Source organism: Rhizorhapis suberifaciens (assembly GCF_014200045.1).
Lineage (GTDB): Bacteria > Pseudomonadota > Alphaproteobacteria > Sphingomonadales > Sphingomonadaceae > Rhizorhapis > Rhizorhapis suberifaciens.
The window spans coordinates 98570-119127 of sequence record NZ_JACHOV010000003.1; the positions used below are offsets into that span (position 1 = coordinate 98570).

Here is a 20558-nt window from a genome sequence, read left to right on the forward strand (position 1 = left end):
CGAAGTTCTATCAATCAGCAGGCGAGAAGGTCCGCGCGAAAACAGCGTCAAGTTCCTGATCGGACATGCTGCTGGCCATTGCATAAAATTGCTCAGCGTCGGGACCTGCGAGATAGCGAGGCGCCGGTTTCTCCGCATCCAGCGCTTCCACAATCACTTCCGCGATCTTTTCGGGCGGCGAATAGTCTTCGTGATAGCCGGTGGCCACAACCTTGTGGAACTGGCGATAGAGACCGCCGTAGAGCGCTTCCTCGTCCGGCGAAAGCTTTGCGGTACGCTCTTCGACATCGCGCAGTTGGTTGAGCGTCATCGTCGTCTTGACGCCACCCGGCTGGACCAGGACGACATCGACACCAGAGTTCATCGTCTCGCGCCGCATCGAGTCCGCCAGGCCTTCGAGCGCGTGCTTGGAAGCCGAATAATTTCCAAGGAACGGCATCGCGACCTGCCCGCCGATAGAGCTGATCATGATCAGACGGCCGCTCGTGCGGCGAAGCATCGGCATGACCGCCTGATAGATGGCCAGACAGCCGACGCAGTTCACCTCCATCACGCGCCGCAGCTGCGTGATCGGTGTGGTTTCGAGCGGGCCGGCAACCGACAGGCCCGCGCACACGATCACGGCGTCGAGTTCGCCAGTCGTCGCCAGAACCGAGGGCATCGCCGCAAGCAGTTCCTCGGAGCGGCCGAGGTCGAGCAGGCTGATCGATGCGAGACCCGGATTCTGTTCCTTTGCCGCTGTCGCTTCAGCATCATTGAGCACGGTCCCATGGACGCGATCGCCCCGCTGAAGAAGCGCACGCACCGTCGCCGAGCCGCTGCCTCCCGCTGCCCCTACGGCCAGAACATTCTTCATGATGGCCTCCTCTCTATCAATCCTGGAACCTGGAATTCGCCTGCGCGCTCAGCGCAGCAGGCCGGTGAGAGCGGAAAGGCCATCCCAATCCGCATCAACATCCCTCTCGCCCCCGACAGGTTCTCCCTCAGCGGCACGGATGGGATTGATGACGACGCGCGATGCTCCGGCCGCGGCATATTCCTCTACCCGCGCCTTGATCTTCTCGGGGCTACCCCAGGCGACGATCGCATCCATCAGCCGATCGCTGCCGCCATTTTTGAAGTCCGCATCGTTGAAGCCGATCTTCGAATAAGCGGCCTGATAGTAAGGAATCGTGATGTAGAACATCATGAACGCCCGAGCAATCCGGCGCGCCTCATCGGCATTTTCGTTCAGGATCACGGGGAAATTGGCGGTGACCTCAAGGTCTGGTCCGACATGGGCGCGCGCCTGACGCACATTTTCCGCCGGCAGAATCCAGGTGAAGATGCCGCTGGCATGCTTCATTGCCAGATTCTGAAGTCCGGGCGCATGAGCCGCCATATGGAGAGGAGCAAGTTGCGCCGGCTTCGGGTGGGCGAGTTGAACCTGCTCCATATCCTCCAGATAGGTCGTCATCTTCTTCACGGGAGGCATCCACTGCCCCTTGCGCATGCTGACGATCGTCTCGTTGGACGCACCCATTCCCATCAGGAAGCGGCCGGGATAATATTCGGACAATGTCTCGCGCGCCTGAACAGCCGCCATCGCATCGCGGCTGTAGACGGTGGCGACGCCGGTCCCGACCTTCAGGGTTTTCGTGCTGCCGAGAATGAAAGACGCGGCAAGATAGGGGTCGCGGCTGAAGGAATCGAGCAGCCATACACTTTCATAACCCAACGCCTCGACCGATACGGCCAGTTTTGCAAGCGCCTCTGCCTGCAGATCGTAGGCGTGCTGATTAAGGAGAACTCCGATCAGTGGCATGGATAGCTCCGATATACTGGGATGAAATGATGGCTCTACGCATTTCTCGGGGTTCGGGAAGCGACGGGGCGGTGGAGCCGGGCAGCGCCGGTATTCGCCGCCCCGTCATCATTCAGAACCGATATTCCGCGCGAACGCCGTAAGTCCGTGGCTTTGCGGCATTGAAGTTCACGCCATAAGGCTGTCCGGTGGTGCGGTTGACGGCATATTGCTTGTCGAACGCGTTATCCAGATAGAAGCCCAGACGCAGTTGCTCACCCGGCGGGCTGACATAGCCTGAGAAGTTCGCGACGACATAATCGTCTTCCTGATCATATTTCAGATCGCCGCCGGCTCCCGGCCAGAACAGGAAGCGCGAACGGTATTGCGCGACCCCCGCCAAGTTCGCGGTCCAGCTTCCAATATCGAACGTATAGCTGGCGTTGAGCGAAGCGGTCAGGCGTGGCGCGTGTGGAACGCGGCTGCCCGACAGATCCGCTGCGCACTGATACAGCGTCGCGTTCGGGAAAAGCACATTGGACGCGCCCGCCGGATCGAAGCAGATCTGCGACGCCACGGGATAGCTTACATATTCGGCGTGCAGATAGCCGATCGAGCTACCGACAACCAGGCCTTCCATCGGATCGCCATTGATCTCAAGCTCGGCGCCATAACCTTCGGCGGCACCGACATTCTCGGTTTTCGTGCCCGACCCGGTGGCATCGATGGTCTGCTGCTGAAGGCCCTTGTTCTTGTAGTAGAAGACTGCAAGGCTGGTCCGCAGCTTTCCGCCGAACATCGAATTCTTGATGCCGACTTCGTGGTTGAAGACCTTCTCGGGATCGACCGATTCGCCGGGGAATGGTGAGGGAGTAGAGAAGCCGCCCGCCTTGAAGCCGCGCGTAAAGCTATAGTAGATGTTGGTGGGACCATTGTCCCAGGCGAGGACGAAGCGCGGCGTAAAGGCCCGGAACGAGGCGGAGCCGGTGAAGCTCGCCGGCGCGCCGAAAAGCCCGAAGCCGGCGCTGTTGTTCACGGAGATGTCGCGCTTGTCATAGGTGTAGCGCCCGCCGGCCGTCACCTTGATCTGGTCGGTCAGCTCATAGGTGCCCTCGACAAAGGCGGACACGGATTCGGTCTTCACACTGTTATTGTTCCGTGGATAGGTCCCGGTTGCCGCCACCGCGAAATCATAGGCCGAACCGGTCAGCGAGAAGTCGATGAAGCTCTTGTCATAGAAATAGTTCACGCCAAACAGATAGTTGAACGGGCCATCCAGATTGGACGTCAGCTGAAACTCTTGCGAATAAGCCTTGCCGCCATTGCGATGGACGGTGAAGTTGAAGACGGGACTGGGCGTGAAATCATTGTCCGCGTTCTGGCGGCTGATGTTGTTCAAATAGGTGGTGGTGCTGGTCAGGTCGAACTGGCCCAGGCTGAGGCCGATGCGCAAGTCGGACCGGAACATGCGGTTATAATAAGGTCCCGTATCGTTCTGGACCGCCTCGTAGAAACCAGGCGCGGTCTGCCCGGTTGATAGGCACACATAGCAAGAGGGCGCACCCAGGCCTAGGGCGTCATTGTAGGTGCGCGCGTTGCTGCGCTGCCATTCAACGCCGCCGGTGATGCTCAGGACATCGCTGGGGTCCCATTTGAACCGGCCGCGCGCGGTATAGTTGTTCGTCGCGGCCAGCTTCGTGCCGTCGATGTTGGTGATATAGCCGTCTTCTTTCTTGTAACGGCCCGCGAGGCGAACGCTCAGCGTGTCCGACACCGGCACGTTCAGCATTCCGTCGACCTGCTTATGATCGAAGCGGCCATATTCGGCCAGAATCCGGCCCTCGAGCTTATCCGTAGGGGCCGCGCTGTTGACCCGGACGACACCGCCGGTGGCGTTTCTGCCGTACAAGGTCCCCTGCGGACCGCGCAGCACCTCGATGGTGCCGGGGTCGACGATGTCGAGCAGCGAGTTCACGCCGCCCGCCCTCGGAATATACCCGCCGTCCATATAGATTGCGATCGACGATTCCAGCCCGGGCGTAGCGTATTGCACGCCAACGCCACGAATGAACAGCGCCAGGAAGCCGCTGGCCACCGTGAAATCGGTGCCCGGCATGGCCAGGGTAACGTCACGCATGTTGCGTAGGCCGAGTTGGGTCGCAGCCTCGGCGGACACCGCAGTGATCGCAAGAGGGACATCCTGCAGACGCTCGGAACGGCGTTGCGCGGTCACGATGATATCTCCGGTCGTCTCGACCGGTTCCGCTGTTGGCGAGGTCTCGGTCGCCGGCACCTCCTGCGCATGGGCGGACATAGTCGCCGCAGCGAACAGCAGGCCAGACGCCCCACAACAGAGCGCGCTTCTCAATTTCATCTTCATAGACGTCCCCTTTTCTTCAAGTTTCCAGCTACGGCGCCGTTCTCGACGCCCTATCTGCTCCACACCGACCGACTTTTTTGTGCCTTAGGATGGTCAGTAATATGGGTACTACATACTAACGCCGGATTGGCGATGGTTCTAGTTTTTTTGCTCACAGCATCTCGCCGTTCAGGCCTGGGCCGAAAAACTCGTCCGCAACCCCTTCAACCGTAGCCGCACGGTCGCAGAAGCGCTCCTCGTCCTCGGTGATGATGCGCTGGAATTCGGGGTCTTGGCCAATCCTGACAAGTTCCTCCAACGCCTGTTCATCCTTGATCGTATAGATGGCGATCGCGTCGTAGCGGGTGCCGCCTTCGTAGCCCGCATCCGCGTCGGCTCGCCCATGATAGAGATTGTTCAGGTTCTGCGGATAATATCGCCTGAAATCCTGGATGAGATGCCCAATCCGTTCTCCACAAAGCGGAACATGGACGTTTTCATAGTGATTGCGAAAATCCTCGAACGACATTCCTTCTTTCTTCTTTATAAAAAGAATCATTTTCTTCATGATGAACTCCGTCAAAATCGATTACTGGTTCCGCTGACGTCGATTTTCACCCCGACGGGGAACCGACCGCTTCCGCCTCGCGCGACCAGTCCTGTCGAGCCGCCCATTCCCGCAGCGTGATCATGCGGATCGGAATCTCCTCGATCACCGGTTTCATATCGACCTCAAAAGGCCTGTGGGGCGATTCATTGTTGAAGGTATAGAAGCTTCCCATCGCTTCCGCGTAGACTTCACGCGGCATGAGATCGGAAAGACCTACTTCGCCATGGACCCGCGCGCCCCAGTCATACGGATCTTCATATTCATAGGTGATCGGGCGCCCGAGAACCTCGGACATGATCTGAACCACCTCCTCAACCGCAAGGGTTTCCGGTCCCCCGATAGCGATGCGTCGACCGACGAGGTCATCCCGCGCCAGAGCCGCCACCATGAATTTCGCGACATCGTCCATCGAGATCCAATTCGCCAACATACCGGGCCGCTGGCAGTAGCGATAAAGACCGTGATTGACCAAGTTAGGCTTGGCGAAACGCGTCAGCAGATTGTCCATGAAGAGCACGGGGCGGAAGATGGTCACGTCAAGGCCCGACTTGGCGATGATATTCTCCAGACCCAGAACCCCATCGTAAAAGGGCTCGCCGCATGGCTCATCCGGGGCCCACATCATGGAGTTGTGGATGATCCGGCGCACGCCCGCCTGCTTTGCCGCCTCGACAAGGTTTTGCGCATATTGGGGAGACTTCTCGCCCGCGAGCGAAGGGATAGCGCTCAAAATAGCGTCGGTTCCGGCGAAGGCAGCCTGCAACGCGTCGACGTCCAAAAAATCCGCGCTGACGACTTCCGTGCCGCGAAACTCGTCCCGCATGAAGATGTCGCGATTTCGCGAGATCGCGCGGGGAGAATGGCCCTGGGCGAGCAGTTCGCGAATCTCGGCCTGTCCCATGCGGCTGCTCGCACACAATACCGCTACAGTCTTTCTTCCGGTCATTTCTCAATTTCTCCCCTTGGGTTCAACAGGGCCACCATCAGACCGTCGCACCGGCAAGATAGCCTTCGCGGATCGCAGTCTGCAGATAGCGGGGCGAACTGGCGTCGCCGACAAGGTGCAGGTGCGCGATTCGCCCCAACAACCCGTCATATATGTCGCGATTCTGACGATTGCTGGACACGAGTATCACCGTGTCCGCCGCCAGCTCGGTCGAATCCTGCAGCGTGGCCTGCAGATGCGCGGGTCCCACTATGACCCGCCCTTCCTCGATAGCGATGCCGCGCGTCCGGATCATGAAACGGAAAGGCTTGCCCTGCATCCGCTGCAGAAAAGGCTCGAGCATCAGCGTTGCCCAAACATGGGGCGCAATCTCGCGCTTGGGCGTCACATAGGTGACTTCAAGGCCCTGGCTGACCAGAAACTCTGCCGAGCCAAGGCCTTCATAATGACCAACATCATCGATCACGACGGCCGTCCGCCCGAGATTGGCGGGCGTCATCATGAAAAGCTCGGTCGATGAAATGACGCCGCGCCGTTCCACGCCCTTGATCGGCTCGCCCGGGTGGGAGATCTGCATGCCGTCCATCCGCTCCATCGCGCCGGTGGCGACGATGACCGCATCGGGGTCGGTGGCAAGAACGTCTTCGGCGTCAACATAAGTGCTGAGCTGGACATCCACCCCCAAGCGGTACACCTCTTCTTCGAGCCAGGTGACAATGTCGATCATCTGATGCCGCGTGGGCGCCTTGGCCGCAGCGCGCATGGAGCCGCCGAGATGGGAATTGGCCTCCATCAGCGTGACCTTGTGGCCGCGCAGCGCCGCCACACGGGCAGCCTCCAGACCCGCCGGCCCGCCGCCCACAACGACGATATGGCCTGGTTCCGGTGCAGGTTGCAGCAGATGGTCGCCGCGTTCGAGCTCATGCCCGGCGCCCGCATTGACCGCGCATTCGATCGGCAGGCCATATATCTGCTTGGTCACGCACGCCTGATTGCAGGCGATACAAGGGCGCACCCTGTCCGCCTCACCGGCCAGGCTCTTGGTCACCAGATATGGATCGGCGATCGTCGCCCGAACAAGACCCACCATGTCCGCATCACCCGCACGGATGACCTGGTCACATTCCTCCAGCGTCCGGAATCGACCCGTGACCAGCGTCGGCAGCTGGACGTGATGGGTGATCGGAATGCCGTAAGGCAATTCGTAGCCGACGGGCTCGTTCATGCCGCCGATCATCTTGTCGTTGCGATTGTAGCTGCCGACCGACAAGTTCACATAGTCGATGAGCGCCTCGGCCTCGAGCATATGCGTCAGCTTGAGATAGTCCTCAATGCTGAGGCCATTTTCGATAAGATCGGTACCGACGCGAATCCCGACGACGAAGTCCCTCGAAACCGCATTCCGGATCGCCCGCATCAGTTCCATGATGAAGCGGGCGCGGTTCTCAAAGCTGCCGCCATATTCGTCTTCGCGCTTGTTGCTGTTGGGAGAGAAGAACTGAGCCGGCAGATAGCCGTGCGCGCCATGTATATCGACGCCATCCAGGCCATATTGCTCCATACGGCGCGCGCAATCCGCATAGGCGCCGACGATCTCATCGATCATGTCCTTGGTCATGGGCGTGGGAACGACGCCGTTCGCGACATTGGGAATGTCGGACGCGCTCCACGGCGGCGAACCGTCGTGCGGGCCAAAAGCGGCGCCGGCGTGCCAGAGCTGTTGGAACACCGCCGTCCCGTGTCGTTTGATCCGCTCAGCAAACGCGCGCATGCCGTCTTCGATCTCGGGTTTATATATATCGAGGTTGAATGCCGTTGAAGGGTGCACCGAACCGACTTCGCTGATGATCAGTCCCACGCCGCCACGCGCGCGCTCCTCGTGATAGGCGATCAGCGCATCAGTCATCGCGCCCCAACCGATGCCCGTGCCATGGGCCGGCCGGAACGTCCGGTTCTTCACTTCAAGATTGCCGAGCCGGATCGGCTTGTCTACATGGGTATAGCTCACCGGTTGATCTCCATAATTCCCACGATTGTCACGAAGGTCGCGACGCGCGCGCGTGGCTTCTCCGCGACATCATGTCATGCCTGCCTAAGCCGAATAGGCGCCGTCGATCGCCAATGTCGCGCCCGTGATATAGGCTGCGTCGGGACTGGCGAGGAATGTCACCAAGGCGCTGATCTCGCTCAATTCCCCGAAACGCTTCAGCGGAATGGCGGCGCTGATACGCGCCTTTTCGCTTTCGGGCATGCCGTGCGCCATTTCGGTGTTCATCATGCCTGACTGGATGACATTGACCGTGATCTTGCGTGGGGCAAGGTCATGGGCGGCGCCACGGCTGTAGCCGGCGACCGCCGCCTTGCTGCCACAATAGTCGGCAGCCGTCGGCATGCCGGCACGGCTGCCGCTGCCGGAACCTATGGTTATGATGCGCCCCTCGTCGGCCATGACATGCGCAGCTGCGCGGATCGTGGCGACGACACCCAACGTGTTGACGGCCCAGATGCGGTCGAGCTCGCTATAATCATGCGCTTCGCCCAAGCGCTGCAGATGCGCAAGGCCGGCATTATTGACCAGTATATCTAGCCGACCGAATGCCTCCACCACGTCGTCGACAAGCTGCTGCGCAGCACTGGGGTCACCCTGGTCCGCTTGAAAAGCTTTGGCGCGCACGCCTTGCCGCTCCAATTCGGTGACGATTGCCTCCGCCTCGGCTGCTGACGAATGATAGCTGAACGCAACGCTCGCGCCTTTGGCAGCCAGTGCGAATACCACCGCCTTGCCAATACCGCGTGTTCCGCCAGTCACCAGGGCGCACTTCCCCTCCAACTCTCTTTCGTTCATCCTCTCACTTTCATTAAGAAGCTTCGGCTGTCGGTAACCGGCAGCGGACTCCGTACGTGTCGGTAGATCTCCTTACTGTCGTGCCGAGCTCATGCATGCACACTCCCGGCTGACAGGACTTGTACTAGAGCATGAGCCCTTCCCTCATGCCATCCTTCGAACATTTTGTCTGCGCTTACCGAATGTTTTCGCTATTAAGGTAATCGCCTTAAACGCACGCTAAGGCAACTGCCTGAATGAGTCAAGGCGAGGAAATGAACTTACACTGGGTGGAGGCGCGGACCCATTTGTCATCACGCCGACAGCGCCATTCTATTCCTGCAAGGGCTGGCCATCATGACAGACATCCGCACGCCGGTCCTTAATATCACACGCCACGCTCCCGGATGCGGGGCGGACGGCTCGACCGGATCATTTATCCAGAAACAGGAGATGAGCGGACGCGCTCAACCCATCTTCGAATATCTTGTTCGCCAGAACCGGATCAGGGCTTGCAGCGAGCCGATTGTCATCCTGATCGGTCATCGCTGCGTGGCAGATTTCGTAGATCAGCCTCAATCTTGCGTCCAACAGGTTTTGCGGCAAATGGCTCGCCTGCTTTCTCAATGACTCCAGTACAAAATAGCCAGTGGGAGAAAACTCACGGGTCGCCGCACCATTGTCGAACTGTGGAAAGTGAATGAGCGCGCGCAGGAAGGACGCATAGATGTGGCGTCCATGGCGATCAACTTCTTCAAGGATCGGCTTGAACACTATACGCAAAAGCGTCACCGGCTCATCGAGCTTGCCCTCTGCCTTCGCAGCCTCGAGGAGTGACCGGCGACGCCCCTCTACCGCTGCTTCGCGCCAGCGACAGATCGCGTCGATCAGGCCACTCTTATTGCCGAAATGGTAGCCGACAGAGGATTTATTGGCCGAACCGGCAGCGACCGAGATTTCGCGCAAGGATGCGCCCTCAATTCCACGCTCACCCCATAGCCGTTCGGCCGCTTCCATGATCGCTTCGACCGTCCCCATTCCTCTCGGTGCGATAGGTTGGACTTCGCGCCGGCGCTCGACACGCTGGCGAATTTGCTTCGAATTCGTCTCCATTATGCCTGAATATCCCACATCCTGGTTAGAGAACTGCATTTTTTAGGTGGCTTCATACGGGGGAGCTATCATGACGATTCGTGGCAGTCATGCGAACAAATTCGTGATCCGGCGTTCTGTAGAACGCCTGGTGACGGCGGCGTCTCCAGCCGGCGCACATATCGTGGTCGACGGGGCGTCACCGCAAAGTAAGGCCCGTCCCGCCGGCTGGCGGGCTGCACGCTCAGTGAGCCGCTTGCCGGAGGCCGTCTAAACCGGTTCCAATTTCTCCTGCCGTTCTTCCGTCACAGTGGCAAGCCCACGTAGTTTTCCGCGATTGCGGTCTGGGCCGCGACGGACGAGGCGATATAATCCAGATCGGCGAGTTGCATGCGCCGGTCGAAGGCATCGTTTTCCGGGAAACGATGCATAAGGCGCGTGAGTTGCCAGGAGAAGCGTTCAGCCTTCCAGACGCGGGCAAGCGCCCGGTCGGAATAGCGTGCGACTGCGTCGTTATCGGACGATTGAAAGAAGCGCAGCAGAGCGTCGGACAGATAGGCGACGTCGGATGCCGCGAGGTTCAGGCCTTTTGCGCCAGTCGGCGGCACGATATGCGCGCTGTCCCCCGCCAGGAACAAACTGCCATGACGCATCGGTTCGAATACGAAGGAGCGCAGCGGCGCGATGGACTTTTCCTGCGCCGGCCCACGCGTAATATTCGCCGCGGCTTCGGGTCCCAGCCGCACCGCCAATTCATCCCACAGTCGATCGTCCGGCCAATTTTCGAGCTTATCGTCGAGCGGCACCTGGATATAATAGCGGCTGCGCGTCTCCGACCGCATTGAGGCAAGCGCGAAACCGCGCTCATGATTTGCATAGATTAGTTCATGGTTGCAGGGCGGCACGTCCGCGAGGATGCCGAGCCAACCGAAGGGATAGACCTTTTCGAATGTGGTCGCGATGGAGGCGGGGATCGCCTTACGGGACGGCCCGTGAAAGCCGTCGCAACCGCAGATGAAGCGTGCATCGATGCGGTGAGTTGCACCATCCTTGTCGTAGGTGATGTAGGGTGCGTCGCTGTCGACATCGTGCAATGCGACATGGTCTGCCTCATAGATGATCTCGAGGCCCCGTTCAGGCGCAGCCTCCATGAGGTCGCGCGTGATTTCGGTCTGCCCATACACCACGATCTGTTTCCCGGTAAGCGCCGCGATGTCGATGCGGATCAGCCGGTCGCCATCCGCAAGATGGAAGCCGTCATGGGGCAATCCTTCGGCGTGCAACCGTGCACCAAGGCCAAGCTGGTCCATGAGGTCAGTGGTAGTGCGCTCAAGCACGCCGGCACGGATACGGCCAAGGACATAATCTGCCGAGGAGCGTTCAATGATGATGACCTCCAATCCCCCGGCACGCAATAAATGGCCGAGCAGCAGGCCAGATGGGCCGGCGCCGATGATCGCGACCTGGGTTTTCATGAATCTCCCCTGGAACATGGTTTCAACCGATTTCTAGATGGGCGCAGAGAGGCTTGCAGGCCATGGCATTACCAGCCTATTATTTGGACAATTCAGCAAACATCGCAGGATCAGGCGCATGTCTACGACAGCCGACCCCCAAGTCTTTCCAAGCTTCTATCTATATGGAGAGCCGCAGCGTAGCGTGGCTGAAGGCTTCGTGCACGTGGAGAGTCTGGATGATCGCTCTCGCCCAAGCGAATGGACGATACGATCACATGTGCATGGCGAGCTCAACCATATCATTTTGATCGCGGAGGGCGGCGGCTTGATGCTTGCAGAGGAGATAAGGGTCAACTTCGAAGCGCCCTGCCTGCTGCTGATCCCCGCCGGGATAGTGCATGGGTTCAGCTGGCTACGGGAATCGCGTGGGCAGGTCGTAACCATCGCCGACAGCTATCTGCATGACCTGACCGATCGGGATGCGGATTTCGCGCTCCTCTTCCGCCGAGCGATCGCAGTCGCCCTGCCGAGAGATGGGTGCAGGGCGGCGGAGGCGTCCCTGCGCGGAATGAGTAGGGAACTAAGCTGGTCTGGACCGGGACAGCGCGCAGCTGTCGAGTCCGGGCTGCTTGGCCTAATGGTTTTGGCGCTAAGGGGGGCTCGATTGGAGGAAATTGGGCGGACTGGCAAACCGCGCCAGACCGAACTGGTCGGACGACTGCGCGAGCAGATCGAACAGCGCTTCCGACTTCGCGAACCTGTGGATTTATTTGCTAAGGCGCTGGGGGTGAGCCTGACGGCACTTCGCATCGCTTGCGCCCGGAGCGGAGTGGCCCCTCCCGCCGCCATGCTCGACGAGCGCGCGCTGCTGGAGGCACGCCGTTTACTGCTCTATTCCGACCTTTCCGTCGCGCAAATCGCCCACTCGATCGGTTTTGGCGATCCGGCCTACTTCTCCCGCTTCTTCACACGTCATGTGGGCCAGCCCCCCCGCGCATATCGCGCGGCGAAGGGCCGGTCCATATCTACCGCCGCCAGGCCATGTCAGCCTTCATGATCGCGATGCTGGGCCGCCTGTAGAAGGTAACCATTGCGCCGTTGACGAGACATGGCCGCCGAGGAGATCCCAATGCCAGCAGCGGTTTCAAATGACGGACTTTGCTGGGCCGGATTATTTGGGCAACCAGATGCGCAACGCTCCCAAGACGACGCTGAACCTGGGATATCGGCACCGTTACCCTGATTGCGCAAAGCCTCCTTGGCGCGGGGGCGTGGACCTGGCCAGGGCGACTAAGCCCAAGGATTCACGCCTCACAGCCGACTTTGATTGCGGCCAGGGCCACACGAAGATTGCCGCCGGCTGCGGACAAGATAGCCGCGCTTTCTTCGGGGGACTGCTCAAGCGCTATCAGTACCGCCAGCTTGATCCTGCCATTGGCGGCCTTGAGCGCAGCGGTGGCGGCCGCCTCGTCAACTCCGGCCATGTCACGAATCATTGCGATGGCGCGCGCGCGGAGCTTGGCGTTCGAGACGTGCATGCCGACCAGACGGCCCCCATACACGCCGCCGAGCCGCAACATCAGCGCGGTCGAGAACAGATTGAGCGCGATCTTCTGCGCTGTTCCGGCTTTCATCCGTGTCGATCCGGCGACAACTTCGGCACCGGTATCGAGCAAAATGGGGTGCGTTGCTGCCTCAAGCAGCGGTGTATTGGGATTGTTTGCGAGGCCGACCGTCATCGCGCCGCTGGCGCCGCCCTGGCGAACGGCGGCTACGGTGTAGGGCGTCGTACCACTCGCCGCGAGGCCAACAACCACGTCGTTTGCAGTCGGGACCAAATGTCGCATAGCAATCTCGGCCGCCGTCGCGTCATCCTCGCTTCCTTCAATACTGGCAATGAGCGCATCATCGCCGCCCGCGATGAGGTAGGCTGTGCGCTCCCGAGCCCAGCCATAAGTCGGTGTCAACTCGACGCCATCCTGCACAGCAAGGCGCCCCGAGGTTCCCGCACCGACATAGATGAGTCGACCTGTCGGGTTCGCCAAACGCTTTGCCGCCTCCTCTGCCGCCGCCGCAATGACTGAAACCTGCGGTTGAACTGCGGCAGCGGCAGAAAGCTGCCCCTCCAGCATTGACTGCACGGCCTCGCTCGTGGACCACAGATCCAGCTCGTTAAAGCGCAAGCTTATGTCTTCGGTGGGCATCGAAGCCTCTCTTCACATATAGGTCGCGATTCGTTCGCTCATCCCTTAAACCGGGGTTTCACGACATCTTGCCACAGATATCGGTTAAGGTATTCGAGGACATCATGGATTTATACCTCGGAATAGACGCTGGCGGCAGCCGTACCCGAGCCAGGCTGGTTTCGGCCGAAGGCAAGGTCTTGGGCATTGGCGAAGGCGGACCGGCCAATACCCCGGCGGGGCTGATCCGGGGTCTCGTGGCTATTGAGGAGGCTTGGTCCCAGGCCGCCGCCGCGGCGGGGCTGACCAAGACGGAGGTGGCCTCAATCCGTGCCGGGCTCGGAATGGCGGGTCTCAATCGCCGTGGCGTGCTCCAAGGCCTTACGGACCATCAATTCCCATTTCGATCAATCGCCCTTGCGAGCGACGCTGCCATCGCGAATCTCGGCGCGCATGCCGGCGCCGATGGGAGTGTGGTCATTCTCGGCACCGGTAGCGTCGGCTTCGGGCGCGTCGGCGAGAAGGTGTTCACGATTGGCGGCTATGGCTTTCCGGTTTCGGACGAGGGCAGCGGTGCCGAACTGGGGCTGCGGGCCATTCGCAGGGCCTTGTGGGCACGCGATGGACGCATCCCGCATTCGCCCCTAACCCGCGAAGTGCTCGATCGCTTCCATGGCTCGCCCGGTGAGATTGTTGACTGGACCGCATGTGCGACCCCGGGCGACTATGGGACTTTCGCACCCATGGTGCTCGACCATGCGTTGGCGGGCGACGCGACGGCGGAACTCATCGTTCAGGAGTCCGCGCGGCGGATCGACGCCATGATCCGTATGCTTTTCGATCTTGGCGCACCTCATTGCTGCCTGATAGGGGGTGTCGCCGAACGAATGCGCGACTGGTTGGCCGCCAGCATTCGCGCACGTCTGCGTGATCCGCTTGGAGATTCCCTCGACGGCGCTATCCTCCTTGCCCGCAAGCGGATGGAACAAGAGGGCTAGCCCTGTTCGCCGTTGATCCACGTCTCGACAACTCTCCCGCTGGCATCGGCAAGAACCAGATCGGCCCGTAACCCCGCGGTGATCGAGCCGATCTCGTGCGACAGGCCCAGAATTGAGGCTGGAGTCGCGCTTGCCATCCGGACTGCTGTCGCCCGATCCACTCTCATAAGGCGTTCGGCATTGCGCACGGCCTCAGCCATATTCAGGTTCGATCCTGCCAAGGTTCCGTCGGGAGCCGTGCAATACCCGTCCTTGGCGACGACGCGGACGCCGCCGAGCCGGAACTCCTTTCGGCTCCAGCCCATGGTAGGCATGGCATCCGTCACCAGCGCCAGACGCTCCGCACCGACAGCGGCGAGCGCGATGCGGAGCGTCGCAGGATGGACATGATGACCATCGACGATGAGGCCGCACCAGCTTTTGCCATCCTCGAGCGCTGCTCCGACCACACCCGGTTCGCGACTCCCCAGCTGAGTCATTGCATTGAACAGATGCGTGAAACCGCACAGCCCCTCGGCGAAAGCAGCTTGAATGTCCTCGTATGAAGCAGCTGTGTGGCCTGCGGCGACGATCACGCCTCGATCCACGAGCGTGCGTATAGCGCCTCGCGGCACCCGTTCGGGCGCGAGCGTTAAGAGCGTTCGGCCACGCTTAAGCGAAGAGAACATATCTATCGATTCTGCATCGAGAGTTCTGAACTTCGCAGCGTCGTGAACACCCTTTCTTGCGGGATTGAGGAAAGGCCCTTCGATGTGGATACCGAGGACGCCGGGGAGGCCTTGGCCGATCGCGGCATCCACCGCCGCAATCGCGCACTCGATAACCGTTAAATCGTCGCTTATCAGTGTAGGCAGGAAGCCTGTGGTGCCGAAGCGTCGATGCGCTCTTCCAATGGCCGCGATGCCGTCAACCGTGGGATGATAGTTGAAGAGGACGCCCCCGCCGCCATTTACCTGAAGATCGATATATCCGGGAAGCAGGTCGCCCTCGAGGGTCCTCTGGCCGATGTTCGGCGGACATTCGCTGGACGGTATGACTGCCGCAATGCGGCCCTGATGCACAAGGACGCTGCGGTCGGCCTCATATCCGGCCGGTGTCAGGACACGTGAAGGCAGCAGCGCGATGGGGTTCATCGGGTCTCGGTCACCTTTCGGATATTAGGCGGGAGATCCGGATCGCGCCCCCGCGCCAGGCTCAGCTCGACCGCGAACCGATAGAAGCTCTGAATCACGGCGAGTGGAGCGACCACGGGATGCAGACCGGACAGTGCCGGGAGTGTCAGCGCACCAGAGCATGCTTCGCCCGCCATTATCACTTTCGCTTTGTGGCGGACAAAATCCTCCGCCAACTGGCCAAAGCTATCATGTGCTGTATCTGCGGAGGCCAACATGATGACCGGGAATCCGGGCCCGACGAGTGCCATTGGACCGTGCCGAACCTCCGCTGCACTGAAGGCTTCCGCGTGCAGGCCGCAGATTTCCTTCAGCTTCAGGGCCGCTTCCTGGGCAATGGCGAGGCCCAGTCCGCGGCCAAGTACGAAAAGGCTGTTGGCGCCAGCCAAGCTGTCGACCGCCGGGGACCAGTCAAGCTCCCATGCGCGATGCAGCAACCGCGGAACCCCTCCCAAAGCGCGGAGCATATCCGCGTCTTGCGTCCAGACCGCGACAAGCTTCTGAATGGCGAACAGCGAGGCAATGAACGACTTAGTCGCGGCCACGCTCTTCTCCGGCCCGGCGAGCATAGGAATGGAGATTTCGGCCGCTTGCGCCAAAGGCGAGTCCGGATCGTTGACCACCGCGACTACCAACGCGCCGGCGTCTCGCGCCGCCTGTGCGGAAATCACGATATCTGGACTCTGGCCCGACTGCGAGATGGCGAGGAAGAGAGCGCCGCGAAGCTTTTGCCAGGGCGTCGCATACAGGGACGACACCGATGGCGGGTACGAGCCGACAGGCGTCAGGGCACGAGTCTCGATCAAATATTTGGCGAAAGTTGCTGCGTGATCGGAGCTTCCCCGCGCGCAGGTGAGAACGAATGGCGGATCCAGTTCACGCAGCCTCAGCCCCAGAATACGCAGTGGCGCATCGAGTTCAGCGACCTGGCGCTCCACGACGGCAGGCGCTTGGGCTGCTTCGGCGAAAGTGAGCGTCTGCTGGGCGTTCATCCTCTTTGCCTCCTTCGCGCGGTCTATAATATCATATGATTAGACATTGGAGACGAAGTGTCAGCGACTGTCGCAACCGTAGAAAAGCTAATCGATCCAAAGGCCGTGCGCCCGGTGCCAATCCTCCAGCGCATTGTCCGGATACTCCTCGAAACACTGGTCGTCAGGCCCAACTTCAGGCTCAACCCAGGCGGCCTTTGACGAAAGCATCATATGGACGAGCGAGGGCGCTTTCGGCAGTTCGCTATCGATGGCTGACGCGAAGGGATGAACGAGCTCAGGATATTCCGGGCTGAACACCCACAGCGCGCTGGCGCAGATGGGACAGAAATGCCGTTCACCCGTGCTGACGCGGCACCCGCCATGGCCATCGTCAAGCTCTGCGTGAAACACGGCGGTCTTCCCCTCGACCTTTAGCGTGCGCTTGTTGGCGTGAAGATTGACTGCGTATCCACCGCTGCCCGCAGTCTTCCGGCATATCGAACAATAGCAGCGCATGAACGGTACCGGCGCGTGGCTGTCGACGGAAAAGCGTATCTTACCGCAGAGGCAGGACCCGCCGAGCTTGATGGGCATGGCCAGTTCCTTTATTTGTACATGTCGGCCCGCAAATTGATCCCATGCTCGATCCAGACTTTCAGCGCACAGAGCATCTGAGACCAGCCTTGGCAATTTCCATAGCTGGCCTGTAGCGCGCCCTGATTTTCCCGCCAGCCTTCCTCCGCGATTTCGACGAGGGTGCGGCTCTGTTCAATGGCCGTGAACCTGATCGTCACGCGGGTCTTGTAATCGGTAGCCGTCATTCCTCCGCCTTCGACATTTGGCGCTTCACCTTCATTTGCCTTCCAACGCAGCACGATCTTTTCGTCAGGCACGACCTCTTCCACCTCGACCGGGAATGCGCCGGGGTAATCATGGAAATCCCAAGTAACGGTCTTGCCGCTTTCCAAGCGCCCCGCTGCTCCACCGGTGGTGAAATAAGCGGAAAGCTTGTCTGGATCGGCTATCGCTTCAAATACGTCGTGCACCGGCCGGGCAATGCGTGCCGCCACTTTGAACTTCAGTTCCATCGCCATCCTCCTCGACTCGGGAGCCCCTTTCCTAAAGGTAAAGCGCTACGGTCTCGAACGTCGACTGCAATTGCTCGTAAAGGATGGTCGCCGCGATGGCGGCCGCGGTTAGGCTGGAGACCATGATGACACTGAATTCCAGGGCGGCAGAGATGCGCCGGTTTCGTTCAAGCCGGCGGCATATGTCATCCGCTTTCGAAACATACCGCTTTCCCATAGGCTGAGCGGCGGCATCAAGACGTTTGGGTGATGCCCACCCGCTGTTCATCCCCGCAATGGCATCGATGTTCATTGCTTCCCTTGTCTGTACGCCAAACCGTCTTTCCTTTGTCCAGACAACGCGAGCGACAATCATGTGGCGGGCGAGATGAACCTCGATATAAGTCCCTCTGGGCGGAGGATTGGCAGCCTGCAGCAGCATGCCTCGCGCCGAAATATTTCGGACACAGATGTCAGTCGGCCGGCCATCTGCACGCATCTTGGCCCTTAGAAACACCTGCCGTCTGGCCTCGCGTTCCCTAATGCCGGAGGTCCCGATCAAATGAGCCATTGCCGCTCTAGTCGATAAGACCTGCAGGTTGAGTAAACCGGGCGAACATATATGTCGGCCTCGTAATATTCGATCCGCAAGCAGCAGAGCGCGCCCTCCCATCGCGTTCTATTGATAGGAAATATTGTGGTGCTGGCCATTCTTGGCAGCAAAATCCATTTTCGCTATTCGCGATATTCGTAGAGATACCTATGTTTATCGGAATGCTGAGACCAAGCGCGCCTTTCGTTGAGCGCCGGACAGGTTTTCAGGCATCGGCGCGGCTGCCATAAAGCTCTTGCGCTGCGGCGCTTATGGGTTGATCCTCCGAGTCTCGATTAAACGCTCTGGCCGCAGGACTGGGAGAGCAACTATGGTCGGACCAAATAATGCCCAAGATGGAAAGAAGGTAAGGGCTGTCGCTCTTGTCGGCCCGGCGGGTTCAGGCAAGACCAGCCTTGCCGAAGCGCTGCTGTTCGCAGCCGGAGCGATTGACCGACAGGGTTCAGTGGCTGCGGGAAGCAGTGCCGGCGACGGCAGCCCTGAAGCGCGTGCGCGAGGCAGTTCGACCGAACTCAACCTGCTCCGATATGAATGGCTTGGCGATCCTTTCATCATATTGGATGCGCCGGGGTCTGCCGGTTTCGCGGCGGACGCAGCCCTGGCGGTCAAGGCGTGCGACCTGGCGCTGGTGGTGATCGATCCTGATCCTGCTCGGGCTCTCTTGGTGGAACCGGTGCTGCGCCAGTTGGAGTCAGCAGGCGTTCCGCACGCGCTGTTTGTCAACAAGATCGAACAGGCTCATGGCAGTATCGAAGATTTGCTCATGGCGTTGAAGCCACTGAGCGCTGCGACGATCGTCGCCCGTCAAATTCCCATTCAGGAAGACGAACAGGTCACCGGCTTTGTCGATCTAGCTTTGGAACGCGCCTATCATTATTGCCACGGCAAGCCTTCGGAGCAGTTTCCGCTGGACGATGCGCTACGCCAGCAAGAGGAGCGCGCGCGTTTGCTAATGCTGGAAACACTTGCGGATCATGACGATATCCTGCTTGAGCAGCTTCTGTCCGACGAGATACCCAGTCTGGACCTGGTCTTTGGTGATCTGGCGCGCGAGACGCGAAGCGGGCTTGTGGTGCCGGTTCTGTTCGGTTCAGCGCTCAATGGCCATGGCGTCCGGCGTTTGTTGAAAATGCTGCGGCATGATGCACCTGCGCCTGAGCAAACAGCGGAACGGCTGAACATTGGAAACGCTTCCGGGCTGGTGCTGAAGGTCTCGCATGGCAGCGCCATTGGCCGGCTGGCTCTGACCCGTGTCTTCGACCGCGCTCTTGCAGAGGGGGCAGAACTTACCGGCGGCCCCGAGGGCCAGGCCATAAGGGCAGGCGCGCTCTTTGCCATTCAGGGCGCTGCCACCACCAAGGTCGGGCGAGCAGAGCCCGGCGATATTGTGGGCGTCGCGAAAATGGATTCGCTGCGCGCGGGCGACTTTCTGGGATCGAAAGGAAGGTTGGCGCTCGAACGACCGATCGCGAATTGCGCGCTCGCAGTGGCAGTGGAAAACCACAAGGACGAGGTACGGCTTTCGACAGCGCTTAATAGGCTGGCGGAAGAGGACCCGGGATTACGCTGGGGCCAAAATGGCGGTTCCAACGAAACCCTGCTGCATGGCATTAATGACGAGCATCTTGCGGTTGCGCTGGATCGGTTGAAGCGGCGCTATGGCGTGGGGGTGACGGCTCATAAACCCGGCACCTCCTACAAGGAGTCGGTCCGTAAACCCCTGACGCAGCGGGGCCGTTACAAGAAGCAGTCCGGTGGGCACGGGCAGTTTGCCGACGTGACGATCGAGTTGCGGCCGCTGGAACGGGGCGAAGGTTTTCATTTCGCCGATCGCATCACCGGCGGGGCTGTGCCGAAACAGTGGATTCCGGCCGTGGAGCAGGGCGCCCGGGATGCTCTGGTGAAGGGGCCGCTAGGATTTCCCGTCGTGGATGTGGCGGTGACCTTGGTGGATGGCCAGTTCCACAGCGTGGACAGTTCAGAGCTTGCCTTCAGAACCGCCGGCAGAATCGCGGTCTCAGATGCACTCGCCGCCGCAGCGCCTTATCTTTTAGAGCCTGTGGCTCATGTGACAATCCACAGCCCCGGCTTTGCTAGTTCGCGTATCGGCTCCTCGGTCGCCAGCCGAAGAGGTCAAATGCTGGGCATGACGCCATTGGATGGCTGGTCAAGGTGGGACGTGATTGAGGTGCTGCTGCCCGAGTCAGAACTGCACGGTCTTGAGGCGGAATTGCGGTCATTGAGCCAGGGCATGGCCCGCTATGAAGCGCATTTCGATCATCTGGCGGAGGTCGGACACAAGCTTGCAGGCGAAATTGTCCAGCGGCAGCATGAACTGACCTGAATTCAAATGGAAATCTTCACAGCGTGATCTGTGTCACAGATTCGCCCTGAAACTTTGGTAATGGGCATCTTGCGACCCGAGGGGCGCCGGACTTTTTTTCGGCGTCTCAACTCTTTGCCCGGCGAATTTCGGTTCG

19 protein-coding genes are annotated in these 20558 nt (G+C 60.1%); 4 read left to right on the forward strand and 15 right to left on the reverse strand.

From position 1 onward, the window contains the following. Nucleotides 1–10 precede the first annotated feature (10 nt). The 8 genes from HNQ99_RS04710 to HNQ99_RS04745 all read right to left on the reverse strand — a co-directional run bounded on the left by HNQ99_RS04710 (nucleotide 11) and on the right by HNQ99_RS04745 (nucleotide 9635). The gene (locus HNQ99_RS04710) at nucleotides 11–856 is read right to left on the reverse strand and encodes an SDR family NAD(P)-dependent oxidoreductase (protein ID WP_184474486.1); all 846 of its coding nucleotides are present in this window, start codon (nucleotides 854–856) and stop codon (nucleotides 11–13) included. A gap of 48 nt (nucleotides 857–904) precedes the next feature. Then, nucleotides 905–1804 carry an LLM class flavin-dependent oxidoreductase gene (locus HNQ99_RS04715; RefSeq protein ID WP_184474487.1) on the reverse strand — a complete coding sequence of 300 codons (900 nt, stop codon included), beginning with the start codon at nucleotides 1802–1804 and terminating at the stop codon, nucleotides 905–907. A 112-nt stretch (nucleotides 1805–1916) separates the two neighbouring features. Further along, nucleotides 1917–4163 (reverse strand): TonB-dependent receptor, encoded by a 2247-nt coding sequence (locus tag HNQ99_RS04720; protein ID WP_221232576.1) that lies wholly within the window; start codon nucleotides 4161–4163, stop codon nucleotides 1917–1919. A gap of 151 nt (nucleotides 4164–4314) precedes the next feature. Then, nucleotides 4315–4710, reverse strand: a complete 396-nt coding sequence (locus tag HNQ99_RS04725; RefSeq protein ID WP_184474489.1) for an EthD domain-containing protein — start codon at nucleotides 4708–4710, stop codon at nucleotides 4315–4317. A gap of 46 nt (nucleotides 4711–4756) precedes the next feature. Further along, entirely contained in the window at nucleotides 4757–5698 is a 942-nt protein-coding gene (locus tag HNQ99_RS04730) for an SDR family oxidoreductase (RefSeq protein WP_184474490.1), read from the reverse strand. Between the two features lie 37 nt (nucleotides 5699–5735). Next, entirely contained in the window at nucleotides 5736–7706 is a 1971-nt protein-coding gene (locus tag HNQ99_RS16890) for an oxidoreductase (RefSeq protein WP_184474491.1), read from the reverse strand. An 84-nt stretch (nucleotides 7707–7790) separates the two neighbouring features. After that, the gene (locus HNQ99_RS04740; RefSeq protein ID WP_184474492.1) at nucleotides 7791–8543 is read right to left on the reverse strand and encodes an SDR family oxidoreductase; all 753 of its coding nucleotides are present in this window, start codon (nucleotides 8541–8543) and stop codon (nucleotides 7791–7793) included. A 411-nt stretch (nucleotides 8544–8954) separates the two neighbouring features. After that, on the reverse strand, nucleotides 8955–9635 hold the full coding sequence (locus HNQ99_RS04745) for a TetR/AcrR family transcriptional regulator (protein WP_184474493.1): 681 nt from the start codon (nucleotides 9633–9635) through the stop codon (nucleotides 8955–8957). A gap of 70 nt (nucleotides 9636–9705) precedes the next feature. Here HNQ99_RS04745 and HNQ99_RS04750 point away from each other — a divergent pair, with 70 nt between their 5' ends. After that, nucleotides 9706–9888, forward strand: coding sequence for a hypothetical protein (locus tag HNQ99_RS04750; RefSeq protein ID WP_184474494.1), 183 nt, complete (start codon nucleotides 9706–9708; stop codon nucleotides 9886–9888). Nucleotides 9889–9919: 31 nt separating this feature from the next. On the opposite strand, the gene pobA is transcribed toward HNQ99_RS04750, so the two are convergent. Next, nucleotides 9920–11089, reverse strand: coding sequence for a 4-hydroxybenzoate 3-monooxygenase (gene pobA / locus HNQ99_RS04755; RefSeq protein ID WP_184474495.1), 1170 nt, complete (start codon nucleotides 11087–11089; stop codon nucleotides 9920–9922). A gap of 118 nt (nucleotides 11090–11207) precedes the next feature. Here pobA and HNQ99_RS04760 point away from each other — a divergent pair, with 118 nt between their 5' ends. After that, on the forward strand, nucleotides 11208–12128 hold the full coding sequence (locus tag HNQ99_RS04760; protein WP_184474496.1) for a helix-turn-helix domain-containing protein: 921 nt from the start codon (nucleotides 11208–11210) through the stop codon (nucleotides 12126–12128). A gap of 247 nt (nucleotides 12129–12375) precedes the next feature. Here the strand turns inward: HNQ99_RS04760 and HNQ99_RS04765 are convergent, their stop codons facing one another. After that, entirely contained in the window at nucleotides 12376–13275 is a 900-nt protein-coding gene (locus tag HNQ99_RS04765; RefSeq protein ID WP_184474497.1) for an N-acetylmuramic acid 6-phosphate etherase, read from the reverse strand. A gap of 104 nt (nucleotides 13276–13379) precedes the next feature. Between HNQ99_RS04765 and HNQ99_RS04770 the strand changes: the two genes are divergently transcribed. Next, nucleotides 13380–14252: a BadF/BadG/BcrA/BcrD ATPase family protein gene (locus HNQ99_RS04770; RefSeq protein ID WP_184474498.1), complete on the forward strand. Its 873-nt coding sequence runs from the start codon at nucleotides 13380–13382 to the stop codon at nucleotides 14250–14252. On the opposite strand, the gene nagA is transcribed toward HNQ99_RS04770, so the two are convergent. The 5 genes from nagA to HNQ99_RS04795 form a co-directional block, all read right to left on the reverse strand. Continuing rightward, a complete protein-coding gene (gene nagA / locus HNQ99_RS04775) occupies nucleotides 14249–15385 on the reverse strand; it encodes an N-acetylglucosamine-6-phosphate deacetylase (protein ID WP_184474499.1) in 1137 nt (378 codons plus the stop codon). The two genes, HNQ99_RS04770 and nagA, sit on opposite strands and share 4 nt — an antisense overlap. Next, nucleotides 15382–16416, reverse strand: coding sequence for an SIS domain-containing protein (locus tag HNQ99_RS04780; protein WP_184474500.1), 1035 nt, complete (start codon nucleotides 16414–16416; stop codon nucleotides 15382–15384). The genes nagA and HNQ99_RS04780 overlap by 4 nt, the downstream gene beginning before the upstream one ends. 87 nt (nucleotides 16417–16503) lie before the next feature. Beyond that, complete coding sequence (locus HNQ99_RS04785) at nucleotides 16504–16992, reverse strand: GFA family protein (RefSeq protein WP_184474501.1); 489 nt, start codon at nucleotides 16990–16992, stop codon at nucleotides 16504–16506. A gap of 11 nt (nucleotides 16993–17003) precedes the next feature. Continuing rightward, nucleotides 17004–17486: an SRPBCC domain-containing protein gene (locus HNQ99_RS04790; RefSeq protein ID WP_184474502.1), complete on the reverse strand. Its 483-nt coding sequence runs from the start codon at nucleotides 17484–17486 to the stop codon at nucleotides 17004–17006. A gap of 31 nt (nucleotides 17487–17517) precedes the next feature. Continuing rightward, nucleotides 17518–18036: a PilZ domain-containing protein gene (locus tag HNQ99_RS04795; protein ID WP_184474503.1), complete on the reverse strand. Its 519-nt coding sequence runs from the start codon at nucleotides 18034–18036 to the stop codon at nucleotides 17518–17520. 352 nt (nucleotides 18037–18388) lie between these two features. Between HNQ99_RS04795 and HNQ99_RS04800 the strand changes: the two genes are divergently transcribed. Continuing rightward, nucleotides 18389–20422 carry an elongation factor G gene (locus HNQ99_RS04800; protein WP_184474504.1) on the forward strand — a complete coding sequence of 678 codons (2034 nt, stop codon included), beginning with the start codon at nucleotides 18389–18391 and terminating at the stop codon, nucleotides 20420–20422. The last annotated feature ends 136 nt before the right edge of the window (nucleotides 20423–20558 follow it).